At 40.8% G+C, this 22,220-nt stretch carries 20 protein-coding genes; 9 read left to right on the forward strand and 11 right to left on the reverse strand.

Features of this window, described 5'->3' with window-relative positions; translation table 11 throughout:
- Nucleotides 1-68: 68 nt before the first annotated feature.
- From BV372_RS09920 to BV372_RS09930, 3 genes are all read right to left on the reverse strand, one after another.
- Nucleotides 69-977 carry a hypothetical protein gene (locus tag BV372_RS09920; protein WP_086686317.1) on the reverse strand — a complete coding sequence of 303 codons (909 nt, stop codon included), beginning with the start codon at nt 975-977 and terminating at the stop codon, nt 69-71.
- Between the two features lie 186 nt (nt 978-1,163).
- A complete protein-coding gene (locus BV372_RS09925) occupies nt 1,164-1,586 on the reverse strand; it encodes a DUF488 domain-containing protein (protein WP_086686319.1) in 423 nt (140 codons plus the stop codon).
- Between the two features lie 20 nt (nt 1,587-1,606).
- The gene (locus BV372_RS09930) at nt 1,607-2,404 is read right to left on the reverse strand and encodes a hypothetical protein (RefSeq protein WP_086686321.1); all 798 of its coding nucleotides are present in this window, start codon (nt 2,402-2,404) and stop codon (nt 1,607-1,609) included.
- A gap of 703 nt (nt 2,405-3,107) precedes the next feature.
- Here BV372_RS09930 and BV372_RS09935 point away from each other — a divergent pair.
- The 7 genes from BV372_RS09935 to BV372_RS09970 all read left to right on the forward strand — a co-directional run bounded on the left by BV372_RS09935 (nt 3,108) and on the right by BV372_RS09970 (nt 11,776).
- The gene (locus BV372_RS09935) at nt 3,108-5,753 is read left to right on the forward strand and encodes an MASE1 domain-containing protein (RefSeq protein WP_086686323.1); all 2,646 of its coding nucleotides are present in this window, start codon (nt 3,108-3,110) and stop codon (nt 5,751-5,753) included.
- Complete coding sequence (locus BV372_RS09940; protein ID WP_086686325.1) at nt 5,750-6,691, forward strand: GNAT family N-acetyltransferase; 942 nt, start codon at nt 5,750-5,752, stop codon at nt 6,689-6,691. Before BV372_RS09935 ends, BV372_RS09940 begins: the two co-directional genes overlap by 4 nt.
- 733 nt (nt 6,692-7,424) lie before the next feature.
- Nucleotides 7,425-8,438, forward strand: a complete 1,014-nt coding sequence (locus BV372_RS09950) for an NAD(P)-dependent alcohol dehydrogenase (protein ID WP_086686329.1) — start codon at nt 7,425-7,427, stop codon at nt 8,436-8,438.
- Nucleotides 8,439-8,470: 32 nt separating this feature from the next.
- Nucleotides 8,471-8,662 (forward strand): hypothetical protein, encoded by a 192-nt coding sequence (locus tag BV372_RS09955; protein ID WP_086686331.1) that lies wholly within the window; start codon nt 8,471-8,473, stop codon nt 8,660-8,662.
- 220 nt (nt 8,663-8,882) lie between these two features.
- A complete protein-coding gene (locus tag BV372_RS09960) occupies nt 8,883-9,254 on the forward strand; it encodes a hypothetical protein (protein WP_086686333.1) in 372 nt (123 codons plus the stop codon).
- A gap of 39 nt (nt 9,255-9,293) precedes the next feature.
- A complete protein-coding gene (locus BV372_RS09965; protein WP_086686335.1) occupies nt 9,294-10,766 on the forward strand; it encodes an aminotransferase class I/II-fold pyridoxal phosphate-dependent enzyme in 1,473 nt (490 codons plus the stop codon).
- Between the two features lie 509 nt (nt 10,767-11,275).
- Nucleotides 11,276-11,776, forward strand: a complete 501-nt coding sequence (locus BV372_RS09970) for a DUF2059 domain-containing protein (RefSeq protein WP_086686336.1) — start codon at nt 11,276-11,278, stop codon at nt 11,774-11,776.
- Nucleotides 11,777-11,925: 149 nt separating this feature from the next.
- Here BV372_RS09970 and dusB read toward each other — a convergent pair whose 3' ends face one another.
- From dusB to BV372_RS09995, 5 genes are all read right to left on the reverse strand, one after another.
- Nucleotides 11,926-12,981 carry a tRNA dihydrouridine synthase DusB gene (gene dusB / locus BV372_RS09975; RefSeq protein WP_086686339.1) on the reverse strand — a complete coding sequence of 352 codons (1,056 nt, stop codon included), beginning with the start codon at nt 12,979-12,981 and terminating at the stop codon, nt 11,926-11,928.
- 92 nt (nt 12,982-13,073) lie between these two features.
- On the reverse strand, nt 13,074-13,565 hold the full coding sequence (locus BV372_RS09980) for an ester cyclase (RefSeq protein ID WP_086686340.1): 492 nt from the start codon (nt 13,563-13,565) through the stop codon (nt 13,074-13,076).
- Between the two features lie 44 nt (nt 13,566-13,609).
- Nucleotides 13,610-14,431, reverse strand: a complete 822-nt coding sequence (locus BV372_RS09985; RefSeq protein ID WP_086686342.1) for an Rpn family recombination-promoting nuclease/putative transposase — start codon at nt 14,429-14,431, stop codon at nt 13,610-13,612.
- A 175-nt stretch (nt 14,432-14,606) separates the two neighbouring features.
- Complete coding sequence (locus BV372_RS09990; RefSeq protein WP_086686344.1) at nt 14,607-16,607, reverse strand: alpha-amylase family glycosyl hydrolase; 2,001 nt, start codon at nt 16,605-16,607, stop codon at nt 14,607-14,609.
- Nucleotides 16,608-17,031: 424 nt separating this feature from the next.
- Nucleotides 17,032-17,466 (reverse strand): CoA-binding protein, encoded by a 435-nt coding sequence (locus tag BV372_RS09995; RefSeq protein WP_086686346.1) that lies wholly within the window; start codon nt 17,464-17,466, stop codon nt 17,032-17,034.
- 41 nt (nt 17,467-17,507) lie between these two features.
- Between BV372_RS09995 and BV372_RS10000 the strand changes: the two genes are divergently transcribed.
- Nucleotides 17,508-18,170 carry a class I SAM-dependent methyltransferase gene (locus BV372_RS10000; protein WP_086686348.1) on the forward strand — a complete coding sequence of 221 codons (663 nt, stop codon included), beginning with the start codon at nt 17,508-17,510 and terminating at the stop codon, nt 18,168-18,170.
- 621 nt (nt 18,171-18,791) lie between these two features.
- Nucleotides 18,792-19,337, forward strand: coding sequence for a cobalamin biosynthesis protein (locus BV372_RS10005; RefSeq protein ID WP_256973145.1), 546 nt, complete (start codon nt 18,792-18,794; stop codon nt 19,335-19,337).
- Here the strand turns inward: BV372_RS10005 and BV372_RS10010 are convergent.
- The 3 genes from BV372_RS10010 to BV372_RS10020 form a co-directional block, all read right to left on the reverse strand.
- On the reverse strand, nt 19,309-19,662 hold the full coding sequence (locus BV372_RS10010) for a phage holin family protein (RefSeq protein WP_086686351.1): 354 nt from the start codon (nt 19,660-19,662) through the stop codon (nt 19,309-19,311). The genes BV372_RS10005 and BV372_RS10010 overlap by 29 nt on opposite strands.
- 261 nt (nt 19,663-19,923) lie before the next feature.
- Entirely contained in the window at nt 19,924-20,808 is an 885-nt protein-coding gene (locus BV372_RS10015; protein ID WP_086686353.1) for a peptidoglycan-binding protein, read from the reverse strand.
- An 85-nt stretch (nt 20,809-20,893) separates the two neighbouring features.
- A complete protein-coding gene (locus BV372_RS10020; protein ID WP_086686355.1) occupies nt 20,894-22,177 on the reverse strand; it encodes a pitrilysin family protein in 1,284 nt (427 codons plus the stop codon).
- Nucleotides 22,178-22,220: the final 43 nt, after the last annotated feature.

Below are 22,220 nucleotides of genomic sequence, written 5' to 3' on the forward strand. Positions count from 1 at the left end.
TGTAAGTATTTAACCGCCGATAAACGCAGATGATTTATCGGCGTTTATCTGGATTCATCGGCGGTTTTTCATTCTCCACCCATAATGTACACAGAAGAACCAAAATTTTCATCATCAGTACCAACAATTAAACCGCCTTTTGCACCAGGAACAAGTTCTATCCCTTCAATTTTATGGTATTCAGAACGGTAAAGCGGTACAAGTTGAAGATTTTGCTTGAATAGTATTTTGTTATTACGAAATCCTAGAGAACCAGCAATATATACAGCTGATTGAAATGGTCCATCATCTCCAGGGTCACTGGCTGCGCTAATAAATACAACTCCCGCCGGGTCTACTTTTATATCAGAAATATGGCGAACATTACCATAAGGAAATGGGACTTTTAAATTTGCAGAACTTGTAAGAATGATTTGATATTTTGTCAAATCCAGCAATCCCCAATAAATCGTTGCAGGCTGTTCTGCTTCACCTCGATGCGCCCAGACAGCAACTAATTTACCATCTATATCTTGTAGGGAAAATGCCTCAAAATTACTTCCTTGAGGAAATGCTGGTAGACTAAATTCTTTGATAACTGAGATAGTTTTTTTATCAGACTCTAATTTAATATAATAAGCTTTTCCTAAACTACTTAAGGCTATATAAGAAGTATTTTTAGTTCCGGGAATAGATGTTAAAGCCTCTAAATCATTTGGTAGTTCTGTCTTACTTGGCCAGTTCAATGCAAAATATTCAGGTTGATTCTTAGCTTTGATACGAATAATTGCTAGACGGCCTTGGTTAGGTTTTTTATTGTCATGAACAATAAGAAAATCTAGGGAATTGCTTTGTTTCTCAATAAAAGCAATTCCACTGATACCAAAAGGGATACCACCTCGAACTGGACGCCAATCTTGCGCCCAAACTCGCTGGGTGCAAAATAACAACGCTCCCAAAATTACTATATTTACAATTAACTTTAAAAATCGAGGCATATTGATTAATGCTGACAGACGCATAAATGAGTATCAGTAAGAGAGAGTATTAACCGATGCTCAATCTTATCAAATCTAAGCGATCGCGCCATGTTAGCAAAGCAACTTTTTGTACCTGTATATAAGCAGGCACTTACGTAACTACTCTACCTCTCACCCTAAAGAAAACTTTACTCAAAAATTTAATTAAATTAAATGCTTTATAGGAAGCTGTACTAACTTTTCTAGTTGGTGAGCAACCTCTGCTCGATGGCACCGATGCCAGTCTTTCTCAGCACATAGCAACAAAACAGTTCCAGTACGAGCAATTTCTGCAACTGCTTGTAATGATTTTTTCGCCTCCTCTTTATCAGGAGGCTCCCAATTTGCATTGCCAGAAGTATTTCCTAAATATACATGAGAAATGTAATTGATACCTTTAGCAATGCAAAGCTTTTCAATTTCGTTTCCATACCATTTCCGGCTCCAGGCACGAGGATGAAATCTTACATCTATAACGGATGAAACATTAAATTCTTTAAGGTATTCTATGAATTCTTCATAGTCCTTCCGATTGCCATAACCGAATGTAAGAATGTAGTGATTTGTACATTGTTGCCAGTTATCCATTTTAAAATTGTATAACTATTTTAGAAAAGACTCAGTTGCTCAAACTTAACTTTCGGTGGGTAAAATAACCCAATAATCATGAAAGTATTTTTATGATTTTTTAAATTGCCTACTATAAAGTATAAATCCTTTTTGACCAAAAAATCATCTACTAATTTTTGCCGAACTTTCTCTAATGCTTCTTGTTCTCTTAATTCCAGAGTTGATTTTTTAGAATTATTTCGGCAATTTCTATAAAGTTGCATTATTTCCCAATCATTTATAGAGTATTGATGACGTTTTCCATCTTGAGCGATAAAATCATAACAAAATTGGTAAGGTATTTTTTCTAGAGCTATCGAAGGTTCAAACAAATCAAGCTGATCCTGAATAGCTTGCTGTCTAGGACTCCATTCTCGCTCAGTCGTTTTATAAAAGTATCTGTTAAGTTTTTGAGGTTTAATAATACCTAAAGATTTACCTTGTTTCTTAAGTTCACTAATAGAACTAAACTCTAGCGGTAAAATTAATGACTTTCTCTCTGCCCAATTATCATCAGTACCAATTTGTCGAACAATCTCTAGAGATTCATCATTAACTCGAAAGCTTTCTTCTCTGTAGTCTTTTGGATTTCTCTCGATCTCTGCACTAATAATAGACCATCTAGGATAGCGTTGTTCAGTCTCTAAATAACGGAAGCGGATAGGATAAATACGAATCCACTGTAGTGGTTGCTCCAACTCATCTAGTAAAACTCCGGCTGTACACACTGTTTCCTTATACTTTCTACTAATTGAAGGATATGTTTTAGTGGCAATCAAAATTCTTCTTTTTTCCATCGATACTTCGCTCTATTTGAAATAGTTATAGTTGTAGATTTTCAATAAATATAAAATAACTAATTTAAGTACCCTATAATAAGTGTCTTAATCTTTTAGGAAAACTCCTCTGTGCTTTTGTGGTTTAGTAAAAAAAGGTAGCCATTACCAGTACTACCCATCGCTGTCCCATTATCTGCTTGTTTTATGGTAGGTGCACCGTTGGCACAATCTCTTATCATAACGATGACTTCATATTTTGATTGCAAGGCTGCAACTAAACGCAGCTTTTGTTCTAGGGCAACACAACACAGGCAAATACTATAGGCTCTTCAGCAACTTAAGTGAGTTCTGCACCCGTGAAAGTCAGAACTGAACAATTTTTGTTGATGCCCACCTGAAATTTATTAAGTAATATTAATTATAAATTATTCAAATAGAGTACGTACTGTGGCTAGCAATTTGGGATTCATCTCTCATTTGCAAGCAAGTCTTTTGAAATGAACAACTTTGCTCACAAAATCCTCACATAGTTATTGAATAATTACAGAGCAAGTTTGTAGACAGAAAATATTTGATAAAAAATTATCTTAATCTGGTAGATTTTCAACATCAAACTCTATATAGCCATAAAGCAGAGGAGGCGTTAAAACCATTTATAATCATTGCGACTGCATTTATTGAAGCATAAACTTCCCTATTAATTTAAAATTACTCTGCAATTATGCAACGCGTGCCAGGCTCTCATACTATTGCACCCATGCGACGATGGCTTGTTGTTTCGTTAGTAGGGTTATTAGCCTTAATTTTGGCTCATAAAATGGCCCTGATCTACCGAATTCAGCCAGGAGTATCTTTATGGTTTCCCCCATCAGGTGTGGCGATCGCTCTAACTTTTTGGTTGGGTCCCTATGGTATCGTCCTAACGGCGATCGCATCATTACTGATGTCGCAGTTTTGGGGGTTGGATGGTTGGGAGCAGCTAATTAGTTTACTCGATGGCATAGAACCTTTAGTTGCTTGGTTGCTCTATCGTCGTTTTTGGCAGGGTTCACTCAAATTTAATAGCCTCCGAGATGCTGCAATTTTTACATTAAGCGTACCGTTAGCAGCCTCGGCTACCTTAGCTGTAGTTGGTAATTTAGCCTTAGTAGCTGTAGAGAAAATGTCAGCTGATAGCTTGACTCAAAATATCCCTCATTGGTGGTTGGGCAATGCTATTGGAGTCATGGCAATTACGCCTACTGCTCTGCTGGTACTAACTCCCTTCCTACAATCTTGGGGCTGGTTACCCAATTCAACTACATCAGATTTCCGGCTTCATCCTGCCACTTTTAAGCATTGTCGTCGATTCTATGTAGAAATTAGCTTCATACTACTACTTTGTGTAGCGATCGCAGCGCTTACAGTTGCCGAAACTGACGCCAAAACTTTTAGATTCCAACAATTGTCATTTTTGAGCTTTATTCCGGTTTTGTGGGCAGCAAGTCGCTTTGGGGTTACTAGTGGGATGCTGATCTCTAGTTTCTGCGTACTAGTAACCTTATTCTTTTATCTAGTTGCCTATCCTAATGCTATCTTATTGCCTCACTTTCCTGTACCACCAGAAGTTTTACACGTTCACAAGCTGAGTTTACTAGTGCAGTGTGCTGTTGGCTTGCTAGTGGGAACTGCAATTACAGAAAGAGCAAAGATTCAAGTAGCGCTAGCTGTGGAAAGAGTCAGGCTTGGAGAATATCAAGCTCGTGCCGAACTATCAGAAAAACTTATTCAACTTAATAATTCACTTGTAGAAATCAATGCTCGTCTTGAAGAATCCAATCGTGACAAAGATGAATTGCTCTACCGCGAGCAAGCTTTGCGTCAAAGTCTGGCTAATATTCTAGAAAGCATGAGTGATGCTTTTATCGCCGTTAATCAAGATTGGCAAATTACTTACGTAAATCAACAAGCAGCAAAAATTACAGACTTTGAAGCACAAAAGCTCCTTGGTAAAAATTTTTGGGAACAGTGGCCAGCTACTAAAGATACAGAGTTTGAGAAAGAATATCGTCGAGCATCGACTGAGGGGATACCTGTCCACTTTGAAGCATTCTACGAACCTTACAATAAGTGGTTTGAAATCCACGCTTACCCATCTGTAGATGGACTAGGCATCTTTTTTAGAAACATCACCGAGCGCAAACAAGCAGAAGCAGAGCGAGAACAAATACTAGCACGAGAGCAAGCTGCACGCACTGAAGCTGAAACTGCAAACCGACTTAAGGATGAATTTCTCGCAGTCCTTTCTCATGAATTGCGTACTCCACTCAATCCGATTTTAGGTTGGGCAACGTTACTAAAGTCCCCCAAATTTCAGGGAGAAAAACTGCTGCGGGGAATAGAAACTATCGAGCGCAATGCCAAGTTACAAATTCAACTAATTGAAGACTTGTTAGATGTCTCTCGTATTCAGCAAGGAAAAATGGTTTTAAATATCCAACCTGTCAATTTAGTTAACACTATTGAAGCGGCGTTGGAGACTATGCATTTAGCATTGGAAGCAAAAAATATTCAAATTAACACCTCATTTGCTCACAATATAGGGCTGGTTTCCGGAGATGTAGCGCGTCTTCAACAAATAGTTTGGAATCTACTTTCTAACGCAGTCAAATTTACTCCATCAGGAGGACAGATAAAAGTGCGGTTAGAACAAGTAGACAGTTACGCAGTAATTCATGTTCAAGATAATGGCAAGGGAATTAGCTCAGAATTTCTGCCCCACGTATTTGAATATTTTCGCCAAGCTGATGGCAAAAGCAATCGACAATTTGGTGGTTTGGGATTGGGACTAGCTATTGTGCGTCATCTGACAGAACTGCATGGTGGATCTGTCCAAGTCCAAAGCCAGGGAGAAGATATGGGAGCAACATTTACTGTCAAATTACCATTGATGTCCGAACTAGCAAAAATAAATCAAGATAGTATGGACTGTCATAATTCTTTTAACTTAGCAGGGCTACGGATTTTAGTTGTAGATGATGATATCGATACAGATGAATTGCTGACTGTGATGCTCGAAGATTTAGGAGCATCTGTAACGGCAGTAACTTCAGTCGGCGAAGGCTTAGAGATCATAGCAAAATCTCCCCCAGATTTACTATTAAGCGATATTGGAATGCCTGGAATAGATGGCTATATGTTCATACGTTTAATTCGTGCTATGCCACCAGAAAAGGGTGGGAAAATTCCTGCGATCGCTCTGACTGCGTATGCAGGTGAACTTAACCAAAAAAAGGCGCTTGCAGCCGGGTTTGAGATGCATTTAGCTAAACCTGTTGATCTGGAAGAATTATTAAAAGCAACAGCACAACTTTTGGCATCGAAATGAACATTTCTATCCGTTTATTACAAGCGAATGAATTAGCAGAAGCTGACCACATTTTTCGGTTGGCATTTGGTACTTTTGTGGGACTACCAGAACCAACTCAGTTTGCTGGGGATGCTGCATATATCCATCACCGTTGGCACACCGATCCAAATGCAGCATTTGCGGCTGAGGCGGATGGAAAATTAATCGGTTCTAACTTGGTGATAAATTGGGGAAGTTTTGGGTATTTTGGCCCGTTAACTGTTCATCCTGATTTTTGGCAGCAAAAAGTTGGTCAACAACTCATAGAACCTGCGATCGCTTGTTTTACACAATGGCATACTCGGTTAGCTGGACTACACACCTTTGCTACCAGTCCCAAGCATCATGCACTCTATCAAAAATTTGGTTTCCATTTACGTTTTCTGACTTCCATCATGGCAAAGTCAGTGCAGCCATCTCAGGTAATATCGCAAGGAATGAGATATTCCCAATTAAATAAAGATGAACGTGCGGAATCTCTCAAAGCCAGTTACCAACTCACTGATGCCATTTATGAAGGACTGGATTTAACCAGGGAAATTCTGACAGTTCAACAGCAAGCGCTGGGCGATACAGTTTTGTTTTGGGATGATATCGGCTTGGTAGGATTTGCAGTTTGTCACTACGGCGCAGGTACGGAAGCAGGTAGTAACACTTGCTTTGTCAAGTTTGGAGTAGTGCGATCGGGAACTAATGCTGGGGAACGTTTTGAGCAGTTATTAGATATATGTGAACACTTGACTGCAACCGAAGGAATGTCAAAGTTAGTTGCTGGAGTCAATACCAGTCGTGACGAAGCTTACCGCAGAATGCTCGCTCGTGGTTATCGTAGTCAAAGCATAGGCGTGGCAATGCATAGACCTAATGAACCAGGATATAATCGCCCAGATGTTTTTGCACTTGATGATTGGCGATAGGCAAAATTAATTTTCAACAAGAGTGCAACAAATACAGTAGACCTCTTGCAAAAATATATTTTTGCAAGAGGGGGAAAGGGAAAAGGTTAAAGGGAAAGGGTTTTGAGTTCCTTTCCCCTTTTCCCCTTTCCCTTTTACCGACTTCTGCAAGAAGTCTAGTTATAAGAGGTGCGTTTCCCCCTGCAATCGAATTGCATCGGACTGCAATCGAATTGTATCGACATGCAATCGAATTGCATCGACATGCAATTGAATTGTATCGACATGCAATTGAATTGTATCGACATGCAATTCAATTGTATCGACATGCAATCGAATTGTATCGACCTGCAATCGAATTGCATCGACATGCAATTGAATTGTATCGATCTGCAATTGAATTGCATCGACCTGCAATTGAGTTGCATCGACCTGCAAAAATTAACGTACTCAATAGCAGGGAAAAATATTTTGGTAAATACTAAGTAGGAAGGCAAAAAACAGAACTATGTAACAAAAAGTAAAGTTAACTAAAACCCTCTTCCCCTTCGGGTGACGCTCGTACCTCGCTCTAAGCGAAGCTATGCCGTAGGCTTTACGCTGCGCTAACGTCACTTGACGCCAGTCACCTCAAGTCGGGGAACCCGTCCACCGCAGTGACTCACCTTCTGGCTTCTGCCGTCTGCCCTCTGCCTTGACACCTACTTATAAATATTTCAAAAAACTTTTGTTATTTTCGCCCAGGAGAAATTTTATGAAGGCTTACCAACTTCAAAGTAATGGCGGAATTGATGCATTATCGTTAATCGATCGCCCTGAACCTCAACTTAATTCTGGACAAGTTTTAATTCGAGTCAGAGCCACATCCCTTAATTACCGTGACTTGCTGGTTGCTGAGGGAGCCTATGGTTCGGGAGTAAAATATCCCCTGATTCCTCTGTCTGACGGTGCGGGGGAAGTGGTGGCTGTGGGAGAAGGTGTCACACGAGTGAAAGTAGGCGATCGCGTAGCTAGTATTTTCTTTCAAGACTGGATTGCTGGCTCTTTAACTAGAGAGTCCATGAAATCAGATTTAGGCGGTGGTATCGATGGGATGCTCGCTGAGTATGTTGTTTTACACCAAGATGGGTTAGTAATATTACCTGACCATCTATCTTATGTCCAAGGTGCAACTTTGCCTTGTGCAGCAGTTACAGCTTGGCACGCGCTGGTGAGTAAAGGCAATATTACTGAGGGTAACAGTGTATTATTGCTCGGTACAGGAGGAGTATCTACTTTTGCGCTTTTGTTTGCTAAGTTATACGGTGCTAGAGTGATACTCACTTCCAGCAGTGATGAGAAATTGGCACGAGCTAAAAATTTAGGTGCAGACGAGACAATTAATTATAAATTAACGCCAGATTGGGAAAAGAAAGTCTACGAACTGACTAATCGCACAGGTGTAGATCATGTGGTGGAAGTAGGTGGTACAGGTACTCTACCCCAATCGCTACAAGCAGTCCGGGTTGGAGGACGTGTGAGTTTGATCGGTGTGCTATCAGGTAGAGGAAATGTGATTGACCCCATGCCAATACTCTTCAAGAGCGTAACACTTCAAGGCATTTATGTAGGCAGTCGCAAAATGTTTGAGGCGATGAATCACGCAATCCAAGAGTATAAATTGCAGCCAGTTATTGATCGAGTTTTTCCATTTTCGGAAGCCAAAGCAGCATACCATTACCTCAAAAGTGGTGCTCACTTTGGCAAAATTGTGATTGAGATTGATTGAGCGTTGCTCTACAAATAGAGTAATGGGGATGCTTGACTCAATACAATTCATTTGTACAGATAGGGAATTCTGCATCTCTAAAACTATTTTTATTCCCCAACCAGATCATTGTCAAACATCAATCTGGATTCATTTGTGCTAAATTACTCAAGAGCGATGATGGTATTAAAGTCACTGCGATCGCTCATTGGGAAAGCGCAGAACAGCTTGCTGCTATGAGATAAACTCAGGGTTTCAAAGATTTACACAATCAGGAATTCTATGATGCGATCGTTTCCAACGATGCTCATGTATACAGCAATAGTAATTCTATAGAAATCTCTAACAATTAGTAGCGTCTGTTGTTGCAGAGCACAACGCACCTTGAATTGTTAACTGACTCACTTTTTTCTGAAGCGATCGCCATCATGTATGTAATCAAATGATTGCTCGTATAATATCCGTATGGCAGACGAGTATATTGTCAATTTTATCAGTGGGCATCTTGACTTAACTCAGGCGGAATTTGATTTGCACTACCGCTTTTTGATTGATCGTGCACTAGAACAAAATCAAAGCTTTATTGTTGGAGATGCGCGAGGTGCAGACTTACTTGCACAGCAGTATCTCTTGACTAGAACAGCGGCGGTTATTGTCTACCATATGTTTACGAGTCCTCGGAATAACGTTGGATTTTCAACTCGCGGTGGATTTCAAAGTGACGCAGAGCGAGATGCACAAATGACGTTTGATTCTCATCAAGACATTGCTTGGGTAAGACCAGGTAGAGAACGGTCTGGAACACAGGCGAATCTAGACAGACGATTCACAGGTTAATGGCAAACATCTATATTCTCTGCGGTTTTTTTCTCCAAAATGCTCAATCAAAATCAAACGCCATTAATAGACGCTTTAAAAGCCTGTGCAACACGTCCCCACGCTCCTTTTTACACTCCCGGACATAAGCGGGGAAAGGGAATTGCTCAACCTTTGGCTGATTTGCTGGGTAAAGCTGTATTTGGCGCTGATTTAACAGAGTTAGCAGATTTAGATAATCTGTTTGCACCCCAAGGTGTGATTCTCCAAGCGCAACAACTAGCAGCTGATGCTTTTGGTGCATTACAAACATGGTTTTTGGTTAATGGTTCTACCTGTGGAATTGAGGCAGCTATTCTCGCTACTTGTGGCACAGGCGATAAAATTATTCTGCCGCGAAATGTGCATTCCTCTGCGATCGCCGGTTTAATTCTCTCTGGTGCAATGCCAATTTTTCTCAATCCTGAATATGACCCAGTTTTAGATATTGCTCATAGTATTACACCCACTGCCGTACAATGTGCACTACAACAGCATCCTGATGCGAAAGCTGTGTTCGCAGTTTACCCAACATATTACGGCGTTTGTGGAGAATTGGAAGCGATCGCCCAAATTACCCATCAATACAATATCCCTTTACTCGTGGATGAAGCCCACGGCGCACACTTTGCTTTTCATGCCGAATTACCTACCCCAGCCTTAGCCGCAGGTGCAGATTTAACTGTACAATCCATCCACAAAACTCTGAGCGCAATGACGCAAGCTTCCATGCTACACGTTCAAGGAAACCGGATAGACATTGACCGTGTAACTCAAGCTTTGCAATTAGTCCAGTCTACCAGCCCCAGTTATGTACTTTTAGCTTCCCTCGATGCGGCACGTCAGCAAATGGCATTGCATGGTAAACAGCTAATTTCTCGTAGTTTGCAACTCGCAGATGCAGCCAGAAGTAGAATTAGCCAAATTTCCGGAGTATCAGTTTTAGATATTTCCCAAACGAAATCACCTGGCTTTGCAGCTTTAGATCAAACTCGCCTCACTGTCACCGTTTCTAGCTTAGGCTTAACAGGATTTGCTGCCGAGGAAATCTTAGATGAAAAACTCGGCGTTACGGCTGAATTCTCGTCACTGCAACATCTCACATTTATTATTAGTCTCGGCAATACCCAAGCGGATATTGAGCAGTTGGTTCAGGGTATTACTACCTTGGCTCAGATAAACCCACTGCCACCAGAAAAAAAGGAGTTAATTTTCTGGGATAATATTTTTAAATTGGCTAATTCTGTGCGAATTTCTCCCCGCGAGGCTTTTTTTACCCCTACAGAAACTTTACCTCTGGAAGAAACGAGCGATCGCATCTGTGCAGAAATTGTCTGTCCCTATCCCCCAGGAATACCTGTATTAATGCCTGGAGAATTAATTACCAAACCTGCTATTGAATACTTGCGATACATCCAAGCAACAGGTGGCTTGATTACTGGTTGTCAAGATTTGAGTCTCACAAGCCTCAAAGTTCTCAAATCTTTAGCATAGAGGAGATTGGGGAGATTTAAACGCACCAAAGGCAGCTTACCGTAGGGTGGGGGATAAGGGAAATGAGGAGGCCAAGGGAGACATAAGATGCGTTCGCCCTGGGAACAGAATTGATTGCCGTCCTCAAAAAAGAAGGTTTAAACTCAACAAGTCTGACAACAGATATTCGATTTGTGTTTGCTTAATCACATCAGTATAGGTTGGATACAAAACAGCGAACTCAACATTAATAATGTATTTCTTGGGTTCTGTTTTTTAATTCAATATATGCTTGTTTATGTTTTGGTCTTTCACTAAAGGATATCTATGGCTGAGTTATAAATCTTATTTTTTAACTAACCGCAAAGCCAAGTAAGCCAAACTGGAGTAGACACAGCAGATTTTACAAATTATATACAACTGCTATAGTTATATTGACATACAACTTTTTTAAGTAGAACATATAAATATCTCTTTATTGCAAAAATATTCAAGATTTTTCTATTAATAACTTTACCCAAATAAATAATATGAAAATCAAACTTTTGATCTCGGCAATTGCTATTTCAATAGTAACTACTGTTAACGGAGTTGCTTTTGCCCAAACTCCTAATACTAGAACTACACCAAGTACAACTGCTCAAGATCCAGACAAAATCAATAACATCAAGAAATTATTAGAAATAACTGGTGCAAGAAATCTTTCACGACAAGTTATCAATCAAATGTTTGTTGCTTTAAAAGGGGAATATCCTCAAGTACCGCAAAAATTTTGGGATACTTTCCTAGCAGAGCTAAAACCCGAGGAAATGATCAATGATTTCATTCCTATTTATAATAAATACTTTACTAATGATGAGATAAAACAAATTATTGCATTTTATCAAACACCATTAGGTCAAAAAACACTTACGGTTCTCCCCCAACTTTCGAGGGAATCAGCCGCAATTGGGATAAGGTACGGAAAAGAAGCTGCTGCAAGAGCTATTAAGAAATTAGAAGCGGAAGGATATAGTCCTCGTCGTCAATAACAACAGTTTAGATAAATTAAATTCATCCCACCTCTTATATAGGTGGGATTTTACATTATTGGAAACTAGCTAGTCAAAAAGCAAGGGTATACTGCCGTTAGTTATAAACGTGGAATAAATAAAATCCAATTACCAAAATTAGATGGCTATTAAATCAAAGCAAAGTTCGATTCTGTATCTACTTCAAGTTCATAACCATTAGCTAATTTTTCAATTGCTCGATCAATCAAATCTAAACCTTGATTGACAGTTTCTACTAAACTTAGCTGTCCCCGCAAATCAGCAGCACCTACAAACCCTTTAGCGTACCAAGTCATATGCTTACGGGCTTGACGTACACCGCGATCGCCTTTATATTCCCATAAAGCCTGTAAATGTTCTCTGGCGCATTCCAACCGCTGAATGGGAGTTGGTGGCGGTAACAGTTCCCCAGTTTTTAAGAAGTAATCAACTTCTCCCACCAAAAACGGATAACCCAAAGTCCCTCGAGAACACATTACCCCGTCAGCGCCAGTCTGCTCTAAACATTTCACCGCTGCCTCAACTGAGAAAATATCCCCATTACCAATCACTGGGATAGAAAGTACTTCTTTTACACGAGCAATCCATTCCCAGCGAGCATTACCATTGTACCCTTGAGCACGTGTGCGCCCATGCACAGTGATCATTTTTGCCCCTGCATCTTCCATCCGCTTGGCAAAATCGAGGATAGTAATTTCTTTGTCGTTCCAACCAATACGGGTTTTTACGGTTACTGGTACATCAACAGCCTTCACCACTTCCCGAACAATGGCTTCTGCAACTTCTGGTTGACGTAATAGCGAAGATCCACCACCATTTTTGGTAATCTTATTTACTGGACACCCCATATTGATATCAACAGTATCAGCACCTTCCGCAACCGCTTTCACTGCTGCTTCTGCCAAAAAATCTGGACGACAATCAAATAACTGGATGCTAATTGGTCGTTCATTGGGGTCTACCTCCATGATTTTCGGCAACTCTTTAACATAGTGCAACCCCGTAGCATTCACCATTTCTGTGTACATCATCGACTCTGGTGCATAGCGACGTACCAAACGGCGAAACACCATATCCGTCACCCCAGATAAAGGCGACTGCAAAACCCGGCTGTTGACTTCAAACGATCCAATTTTTAGGGGTTGGGAGAGTCTAGCTTTTAGACTAGGAGATAGAGTAAGCATACAAAGAATTCAAAATGCAAAATTAATAATATTTCTTTAATCAAGATGCGTCTTGATTGAATTTACTTGTAATTGAAGCGATAAGCCTTCTCCTAGCGGAGACGCTGCGCGAACGGCATAGCTTCGCTTACCGCCAAATATAATTTTCGCACAATCAAACCTGGCCCTGGTATTGGAATGATTCCCACTTGTTGCATCAAGCCTAGCAAGTCACTTTGACCCCAGTGTTCCACGAGTTTACTATCTACGATGCGATCGATATGAAAAAATGGGATGGTAATTTGCTTACCTGTGGGAGGAATACCTTGTAATTCTCCACGATGAGTACCGCTAAAAGTGCCGCGCGTCACGACTTTATCATCCTCAGCAATTACATCTTCAAATCGGTGCATCCCATCAGGAAAGGCAGAACGAAAAGTCATCAGTACAGATTGCATGAACGCTTCACGATTCAGCAGTTCGCTAGCACCTGGTATGTGAGCAACAAAATTTGGGGCAAGAAATTCCTGCACTTTGTCTAAATTGCCTTGATCGAAGGAGTTGTACATTTGCAATACAATCGACTTATTTTGTTGAGCTGACATAGACATCCCGGACTAGCATCAAATAATTCAAAGCAAAAATATTCTCAATCTCCTCTCAATTGAGCAGCTTGTTCAACTTGCTCAATTTCCAAATCTAAAACTTGTGATATTTGTTCTATTGTCAAACCCAAAGCTAAAAGTCGACTTACAGCTTCTAATTTGGCTTCCAAGCGTCCTTCTTGCTTGCCTTCTTTCAAGCCTTCTTGCTTGCCTTCTTGTTTAGCTTCTTGATAGACTCTTGTCTGCTTCAACTCACTTAAACCAAACATACCTTCTATTTCCTCTCGACTCATAGTCGGAAACTTATAAACCAAGATTGTCTCTATCAATTCTAATAACTGCCGTTGTTTTGATTCTGTATTAATTTCTTGTTGGCTTCTGTCGATTAGCTCCCTGGCAGTGAGAATTGCTGTATCTTCATCTTCGACTATTAATTTAATCGTAGCAATACCAACTGGTAGCGATGCTGTTTCACCTAATTCATCAAGATAAATACGAGTAACACGCTGACTAGTAAATAATTCGCTGTAATTATTGATATCTGATATGTCTAGACTGCGCGTGGGAAAAATCACTACTCCTTGCCAGGAATTCTTCGGTTGATTTTGACGCAGGTATAAAAAAATTTCGGAAAATAAGCGTGAGTAGATTTCTGTGTCGGGTTGAAATTGGACTTCGACAAAGTAAATTGGGTTTTTTTCTCCATGTGTAGGCAGAAACACACCATCTATACGAAATGCAGTTTGCTTAATTTCGATCGAGGAGAATTGATAAGCCTCCGCAGTTTGGGATGGGTTGCCAATTAATTCAAAAAATATCTCTGGGAATTCTCGAAAAAGACGATAAAAAATGCTGTCAGTTTTCACACTCGATGCATAGCTTAAATTTGCGCTCTTGCGATTTTACCGCGTTGAGGATGGGGGGTGGAAAGTCAAATTTAAAGTGGCGATCGCTTTCTGAGTTGTTTCTACTAAAAAGAATGGCTTTGCCGATCCTCACAATCAGCAAAGCCATGTTTATGTGTCCCAGCTTGGTTGAAGATTAAACAAGTGTGTAAACTTTAGCTTCCCAAGGGAAGATTCCTTCTCTACCTACCCATTCTGATGGCACTATTCGTTCTTGAGTAATTTCTTTCCACTGCTTACCAGATGGGGTTGCAGGCCAATTAGGAACTTTGTATTCATAACCCCAAGGAGTGCCGTAGTCAGAGAAATTTGCCACCACAACTACTAAATTATCGGCTTGATTGCCACGCTGCCAAACTAGAACTCGTTTGCCGTCATTGAAGTCGCTATGAATAAACTGAGTATCATTCACAGCTAAAGCATCAGAAGATTTGCGCAAGTGAACCAACCTAGCAACATATTGGAAAATGCGTTGTCGCCAATCGTCTTTCACACGGCTGTAGTTAACTGGGTCAATTTGTTTATGGCTACCATGTTCGTCAGTGAGTCCCAAATCCTGCTGATCGGCGAATTCGTCTCCAGCGAGAATCATGGGAATGCCTACAGCAGTTAGTAAGCAGACAAAGGCTAGCTTAATGCGTGGTTCAGTATTATTAATGCCATTACTAGCCAAGTAATTAAAGAAACGTTCGTTACCATAACCACCAACATCATGGGAAGTTAGGTAATTCACAGCTTGAGAACCATCTGTAAAGCCTAAGTTCCGGCAATCAATGAGTTTGCGGACACTCCATTCAAAGCTAGGTTCATCCCAGGCATTTTTACCTAAAATTACCTGGCGGATAATTTGCTTGAATTTTTCGTTCCAAAGTCCATCTAATCGATTTTGATGCACCAGAGATAAAGGTACACTTAACTCTTCTCCAACTACAAGGAAGCGATCGCCTGTTCCTCCCCTTTTATCCCATAAGGTGCGGGCAAAGTCCTTAAACTCTTGCAAAAAGTCGTAATTGGCAACATTGTTTACACTATCCAACCGCAAACCATCAACCCGGTAATATTCCAACCAGTGAGCTATATGGGCCTTCAAGTATTCACGAGCCGGCACAAACCACGATTTTTGCCCGGTAATTGGGTGATAACCCTCCACCCAATAGTTGTACTTAAATAAATCTCCACCAAAGCCATCTCTATTACCTTGCTCTGGATCGCCACTACCCCATTTGAGGTAAAAATCCAAAAAATTAACGTTATGGTAAGGATTATTTCGCGAGAATGCCATCACAATGTCGATAAAAAACCGCAAACCATGTTGATGGCAAGCCTTAATCAGGTTAGCTAAATCAGTTGAAGCTGTAGGTGCTGACTGACTATCTGGGCGTCCTAAGTCGAAATCTGCTGCAAAATAATTTGCAGTACCGTAACCCCAATTCAAATTATCATCACTATCTTCAGGCGGTAGGAGTTCCAAAGCATTGACTCCTAGTTCCACAAGATGAGCACGGTTATTTAAAGTCCGAATTGCCGGAAATGTAGGAGCGATCGCTTCTGGGATCAACAGTGCTAAAACGTCGCGAAATGTACCATTTCCTTCTTCAATCGATCCATTGGAACTAATTTTTGTCCAACGAGTAGGTAATTCATAGATCACCAAACGATTATTGGTTGGTAGCGTATCTAAAGAGGTATCGCCTTCCCAATTCACAGTTTGTCCTTCGGGATCGCAAGGAATCAGCGTTCCATTTTGATATAGCACCACGCTTGCGGGATCAAAGCTAGCAACTCCCCCTGGTTCTGACGGTGTAGGTGCAGATTTCCGCCGATCTACAGTTGTAGCTGTGGGATCGGTGCAATAAAGAATTTGGCTAGCATTGGCGGGGTCATAAGGTTCTGTGTTGCGGACTTTAAACCAGTAAAAGTAAACTTGTCTTTCTTTGAGTCCACACTCTTGCGGTGAAACTTCCCACAGTTCTGGGAATTCGGGAGATTGATGAAGCGGAAATTCTCCTATTTTATTTATTTGACTGGAATCTTCGGGATTGCTGCTGCCAATGTAAAGAGAGGGAGCTGTCGCTAAATAATTGGGACGCCACAAGACAAAGTGAGTCTTTTTGCGGCTCAATAAATCAATAACCATTGCAGAAACCTCTGATTGATAAAAGTTAGCTAAAGGATGAAATGTAAACTATGAGCTTAGAAGTGGCGAAATGTTCATCCTTCCACCTTTTTTGGTCAGTTATGTAGTTCTTACAAAACCGTCGAGTGTTATTCCAGATCGGGCGTTAAATTTTTCCGACAAATGTCTCGTGGATAACTTGCAGAGATTGCTTATACAACTCTGCCCCTAATGAGCTAGCTTTTAATCTAGTTCATTAGAGAATGTAGCAGTAAAAATACTGAAGCACAACCCATAGTTTCTCAGTGTGCCAAATTATAGTTATTGGCAACTTTTGGTGCTCCTGTTGGGGTAACGCAGAAGGCAGATATTTACATTTCACAAGATGTTAGCGCAATGTATAACTCAAATTTATACTGATACAAATTTGCATATTTAGATACTATTACTCACCTCTAGTATTGCCTACATCCAGCCGCAGATACTCAACTTTGATACAAGCATCCATGATGACGTTTAACCCAGCATCTAAAGCTTTTTGTGCTGATGCTTGATCTGAGATACCTAATTGTGCCCACACAGTCTTAGCATTAATGGAAATTGCTGTTTCTATAATTTCTGGTAGATACTCAGAACGACGAAAGATATTAACAATATCTACACTATCTGGAATTTCCCTCAGGGAAGGATAGCAAGGCTGACCATCAATTTCTTTAACTAATGGGTTAACGGGATAGACGATGTAACCTACTCGCCTCAAAAATTGGGCGATCTGATAGCTGGTGCGATCGCGTTTATCCGAATGACCAACTACAGCGATCGCTTTGGCATGGGTTAACACTTCACGCAAGGCATTGTGATCATCTTTAAGGTTTGGCATAGTCAGTGAGCAGCGATCGCTTAACCAAAGTTACACTTTTTATGACAAATCAAACTCTGGGACTCGAACCACATCTTTATAATTATTTACTTTCTGTCTCTTTGCGAGAATCAGAAATCCTGGCTCAATTGCGCCAAGAAACAGCCCAGCATCCGATGGCTAGGATGCAAATTGCTCCTGAACAGGGACAATTTATGGCATTGTTGATGCAATTATTAGGTGCTAAAAAAACTTTAGAGTTAGGAGTATTTACGGGATATAGTACGCTGGTGGTGGCTTTAGCTTTACCCAATGATGGCAAGGTGGTAGCCTGTGATGTGAACGAAGAGTTTACAGCGATCGCTCGGCGTTATTGGCAGCAAGCAGGGGTGGCAAATAAAATTGACCTGCATATTGCCCCAGCTTTAGAGACTTTGGATAGTTTGCTAGCAGCAGGTGAAGCCGAAACCTTTGATTTTGCGTTTATTGACGCTGACAAAAGCAACTATGATGCTTATTATGAGCGATCACTGCAACTGGTACGTGCGGGTGGACTAATTGCGATTGATAATGTCTTCTGGTCGGGAAGAGTTGCCGATCCGCAAGTGCAGGATAACAGAACCCGCAAAATTCGCACCTTTAATCAAAAGTTACATCAAGACCAGCGGATTACTCTGAGTCTGATACCCATTGGGGATGGTTTGACACTGGCGCTAAAAAACTGAACTTTCCTTGGAGAGCATACTTCTAGTCTTAAGATTTACTGCTCAATGAATTTTTATTCTTTGCGTATCTAAATGATGGAACAAATTCCTGTATTTATATTGGTGTTTATTAATACTAAAGTTATAAGGATTAGATAAATAAAGGATGTTTTTAAAAGAAATTCTCAATTATCAAAAATTAGATTTATCAAAGATTATATGAAGTTTTCAATCTTGTTTAAAAGAAAGCTAAAATAGCCAATTTCCGATTAAAACTTTTAAGCAATAATGAAGAGAGCAAAACTCCGCCGCAACTTTGAAAAATATGCTGCAACGAAGAAGGAAGAAATTGAAACACCAAGATAGAGAAGGTAAAATGCTTGCGCCTCAAGCATACTAATGAACTAAAGATTAATCAGGACATTTACCTTTTACCTTGTCTCTCCCTCGGCGTTTCCTACTGTGCTAGATGTACACAATATATAGTTTTTCATTTTCAGTAAAAGTATTCTAACGATCAGTTTTTATGTATAATACTGAACCTGAAAGTATACAACTCATACAAAAAGGTTAATTCACGCTTATTCCTGGAATTTAGAGAAAAAATAAAAATTTTAAATTTAATTGGAGAGTAAGCTGATAGTGAATGAAAAAGTTTTTTGGGTAGGAATTGGTTGTCAGCGAGGTGCATCAACACAGTTGATTGAAAAGGCAATTCAGCAGGTGTTCAAAGAAAATCAACTCAACCAAAGTGCGATCGCAGGTATTGCTACCATCGACTATAAAGCTTTAGAAGTGGGTTTAGTAGAACTTTGTCGGTTACGCAATTTTTCTTTAAAAACTTTCCCAGCGGAAATGCTTCGTCTGGTTTGTGTGCCTAACCCATCCAAAATCATCGAGCAAGTAATGGGAACTTCTAGCGTAGCGGAAGCCGCTGCGATTCTTGCCGCTTCTGATGTCGAGTGGCAAACAAACATCGTAAATGAGATCAGTTCAACTCATCAGTCTTTTAAACTGAACGCAAGTTCATTTAACCTCACTCCGTCTTTAACATCTGTAGAAGTAAGGTGCTTAGTTCCTAAACAAATTTTTCGGTTACAGGGGGAACCAGGAGCAGTTACGATAGCCGTTGCTCAAGGCTCTGAAAAAATGGCGAGTGTTATTCAACCACTCTCAGAAAATAGTTAATTACGCTAGAAACAATCGCTAGCACAATCGATCCCAACAAAGCAGGTAAGAAACCTTTAATCTCAAAACCAGAACCAGGAGTGAGCGCACTAGCTAACCAAAGAGTTACAGCATTGATAATAAATGTAAATAAACCAAAGGTGAGTAAGGTAATTGGAAATGCTAGAACACGCAAAATTGGTCGAATAAAGGCATTAACTAGCCCGATAACAACAGCCGCGACAAGCGCCGCCACAAAACTCTTAATCTCGAATCCATCAACGATTTTAGAAGTGATCAATAAAGCTACGGCAGTACCGAGCCAAGTTAAGAAAAAGTGTTTCATAAGCAAGCTATTTTAGAGAAATTTGCAGGAAGTTTAAATTATCCCTCGGTTGTAGCTCTGTTTCTAGCTTTGTCAGAAGGCAGGCTCGATGAAAAATTATTTTCATCCCCCCAGCTTTTTCGAGCCTGTCAATCACAGGAAAATCCCACAACCAAGCATAAAAAAGGAATATTCCCTACACCCTTATTCAAGCTAGAAAGCAGAAAAGAAACTAAGCATGACAAGTATCACACCTACCCTCAGCTATGACTGCATATTAATCTAACGCTGACGCTGTAATCGCCCCAGAAGTACCTCCCATGTACCGCCACCAGCTACGCCATCAGCCTCCAGACCATAGCGGCTTTGTGCAGCTTTTACTGCTGCTTCTGTTGTTGGACCAAAGTCTCCATCTACATCACTGTCCAGGAAACCCAGTTTTTTCAAAACTTCTTGCAATTTGCCTACTTCAGACCCACGGTTCCCTAAACGCAAAATTGGTAATCCTTCTGTAGTGTATTGAATACCAGGAGTACGTTCAAAACGAGGGATTTGTGGAGTACTAGTTGGTGTAGTCCGAGTTGTTGTAGTCCGAACTGTAGTCTTTTGTGGCTTGGGATTTGTAGTCTGTCTTGGCTGGGCAGGTCTTGGCTCAGGTCTAGAAGCAGTCGTAGTTCTCCTAATGTTGTTCGGTTGGGCAGGAAGAATTACTGTCGGTTTTGAGTTAGAGGTTGGCTTAGGTGCAGGAACTGTCGATGCCGCTATTGGTTGGCTGGGGAATAATCTTTGCCAAGTAATCTGATCAACAATACCGTCTGGATTCAAACCAGCTGCCTGCTTAAACCGAGAAACGGCACTAGCGGTAGTGTTGTTATAAATCCCATCCACTGCACCTGTGTAAAAGCCCAACAATTTCAGCGCTGCCTGAAGTTCAGACACACGTTCTCCTTGACTACCAATACTTAGGGTAGGGCGGTTAATGTTCACTGCCGGACTTGCTTGGGAGATTATCTGTGGCGCTGCAATTGTTACCACGGCAGAGGTAGCAATAAACACAGGCACAGAAGCAAACAAAACTAACCAATTAAACTTGTTGGTACTTAAGAAGAGAAAAGGTTTTAGGAAATCTAAGTAGCTCAAGATACTTACTGATAAGCTGCCTTTCATGGTACATGCCACCGGAATCTTCTGATGCTAATAGTACAGCCGCTTGAGCATAGAAAAAAGCAGGTGCCTTTTTCTTACGAACAAACTAAGCAATTGCACTATTAATTGCTTCTTCCGGACCCACTAAAGACAAGTAAGGTTCCTGTAAATATCGGCAAGCTGCTGCCATCGCATCGGCTACATTCACAGCGGCAATTAGCTCCTGAAAATTGCGGTCAAAGTCAATTCCCAACCCCAAAGTTTCATACCAACCATATATCTGAGCAATTTGCCCGTTAGTTTGTTTACCCAGGGCGTATTGTCCTAATATCTTGTTCTTTGCAGCTTGGAGTGCGTCGGCGGATATCTCAGTACTACATAGTAAATCTACTTCTTTCCATAGCCCTTGGAGCGCAATACTGGTATTTTCTGGCGCTGTACCCATGTAAACTACAAACGATGCCGGATACAGCCTGGTGGGATAGAATGCAGATACTTCATAAGCTAAGCCTTGCTTTTCGCGCAATTCCACGAACAAGCGGCTAGAAAGCCCATTACCCAAGTAGGTAGACAGCAATTTCAAGGCGGCATAATCAGGAGAATTGACTGCTGGTCCCAAGTAACCGAGCATGACGATGGATTGCTGTGTCTGTAGAGGCTGAAGCTGGGGCTGGGGTTGCACTTGAATTTCAGGCAGATTCAATATTGGTGACTTTTCGGATGGAGATTGCCAATCACCAAACACTTCTTCTACCAGTTTCACAGCATCAACTGATGTAATTCGTCCAGCAATACTAATTACTACATTATCTGGACGAAAATGAGTCTGATGATAATTAACTAAGTCCGCACCAGTTAAGCGGTTCATAGTTGTTTCATCACCCAGTACCGACATTGCGTAGGGATGATTTTGGTACATTGCCTGGCGCAGTTGGTCGAAGGCAATGGTAAACGGTTGCTCTTTTTGAGAGCGAATATCTTGTAGTGCTAAACGCCGTTCAAGTTCGACTTGGGTTTCAGGAAATGTAGGCGATCGCAAAATCAATCCTGCCAATGCTAATATTTCCTGAAAATCTGAGGTGACAGTTTTCAGCGACAGCAAAAAATAATCATTGGCGGTATCAGTACTTAAACTTGCCCCGACTGATTCGACTCTTTCAGCAATTTCTAAGCTGGAGAGTCCATCGCATCCTTTTGTCATGACTGCTGAGAGTAGATGTGCCAGTCCGGCCTGTTCCCGGTTTTCGGCACAACTTCCAGCACGGACAAAAATTCGGGCTGCAATGATATCTGCCGCAGGATTTTCTGCTACCAATACGACAATGCCATTGTTCAATACAGTACGGTGGATCGGAGAATGAGATAGAGATGGGTTCACGGTTTGAGTCATTAGTCAAGAAATGAAGCAGTCAATAATCAACAGTCCTTAGCTA

Source organism: Nostoc sp. T09, from assembly GCF_002154695.1.
Taxonomy (GTDB): Bacteria; Cyanobacteriota; Cyanobacteriia; order Cyanobacteriales; family Nostocaceae; genus Aulosira.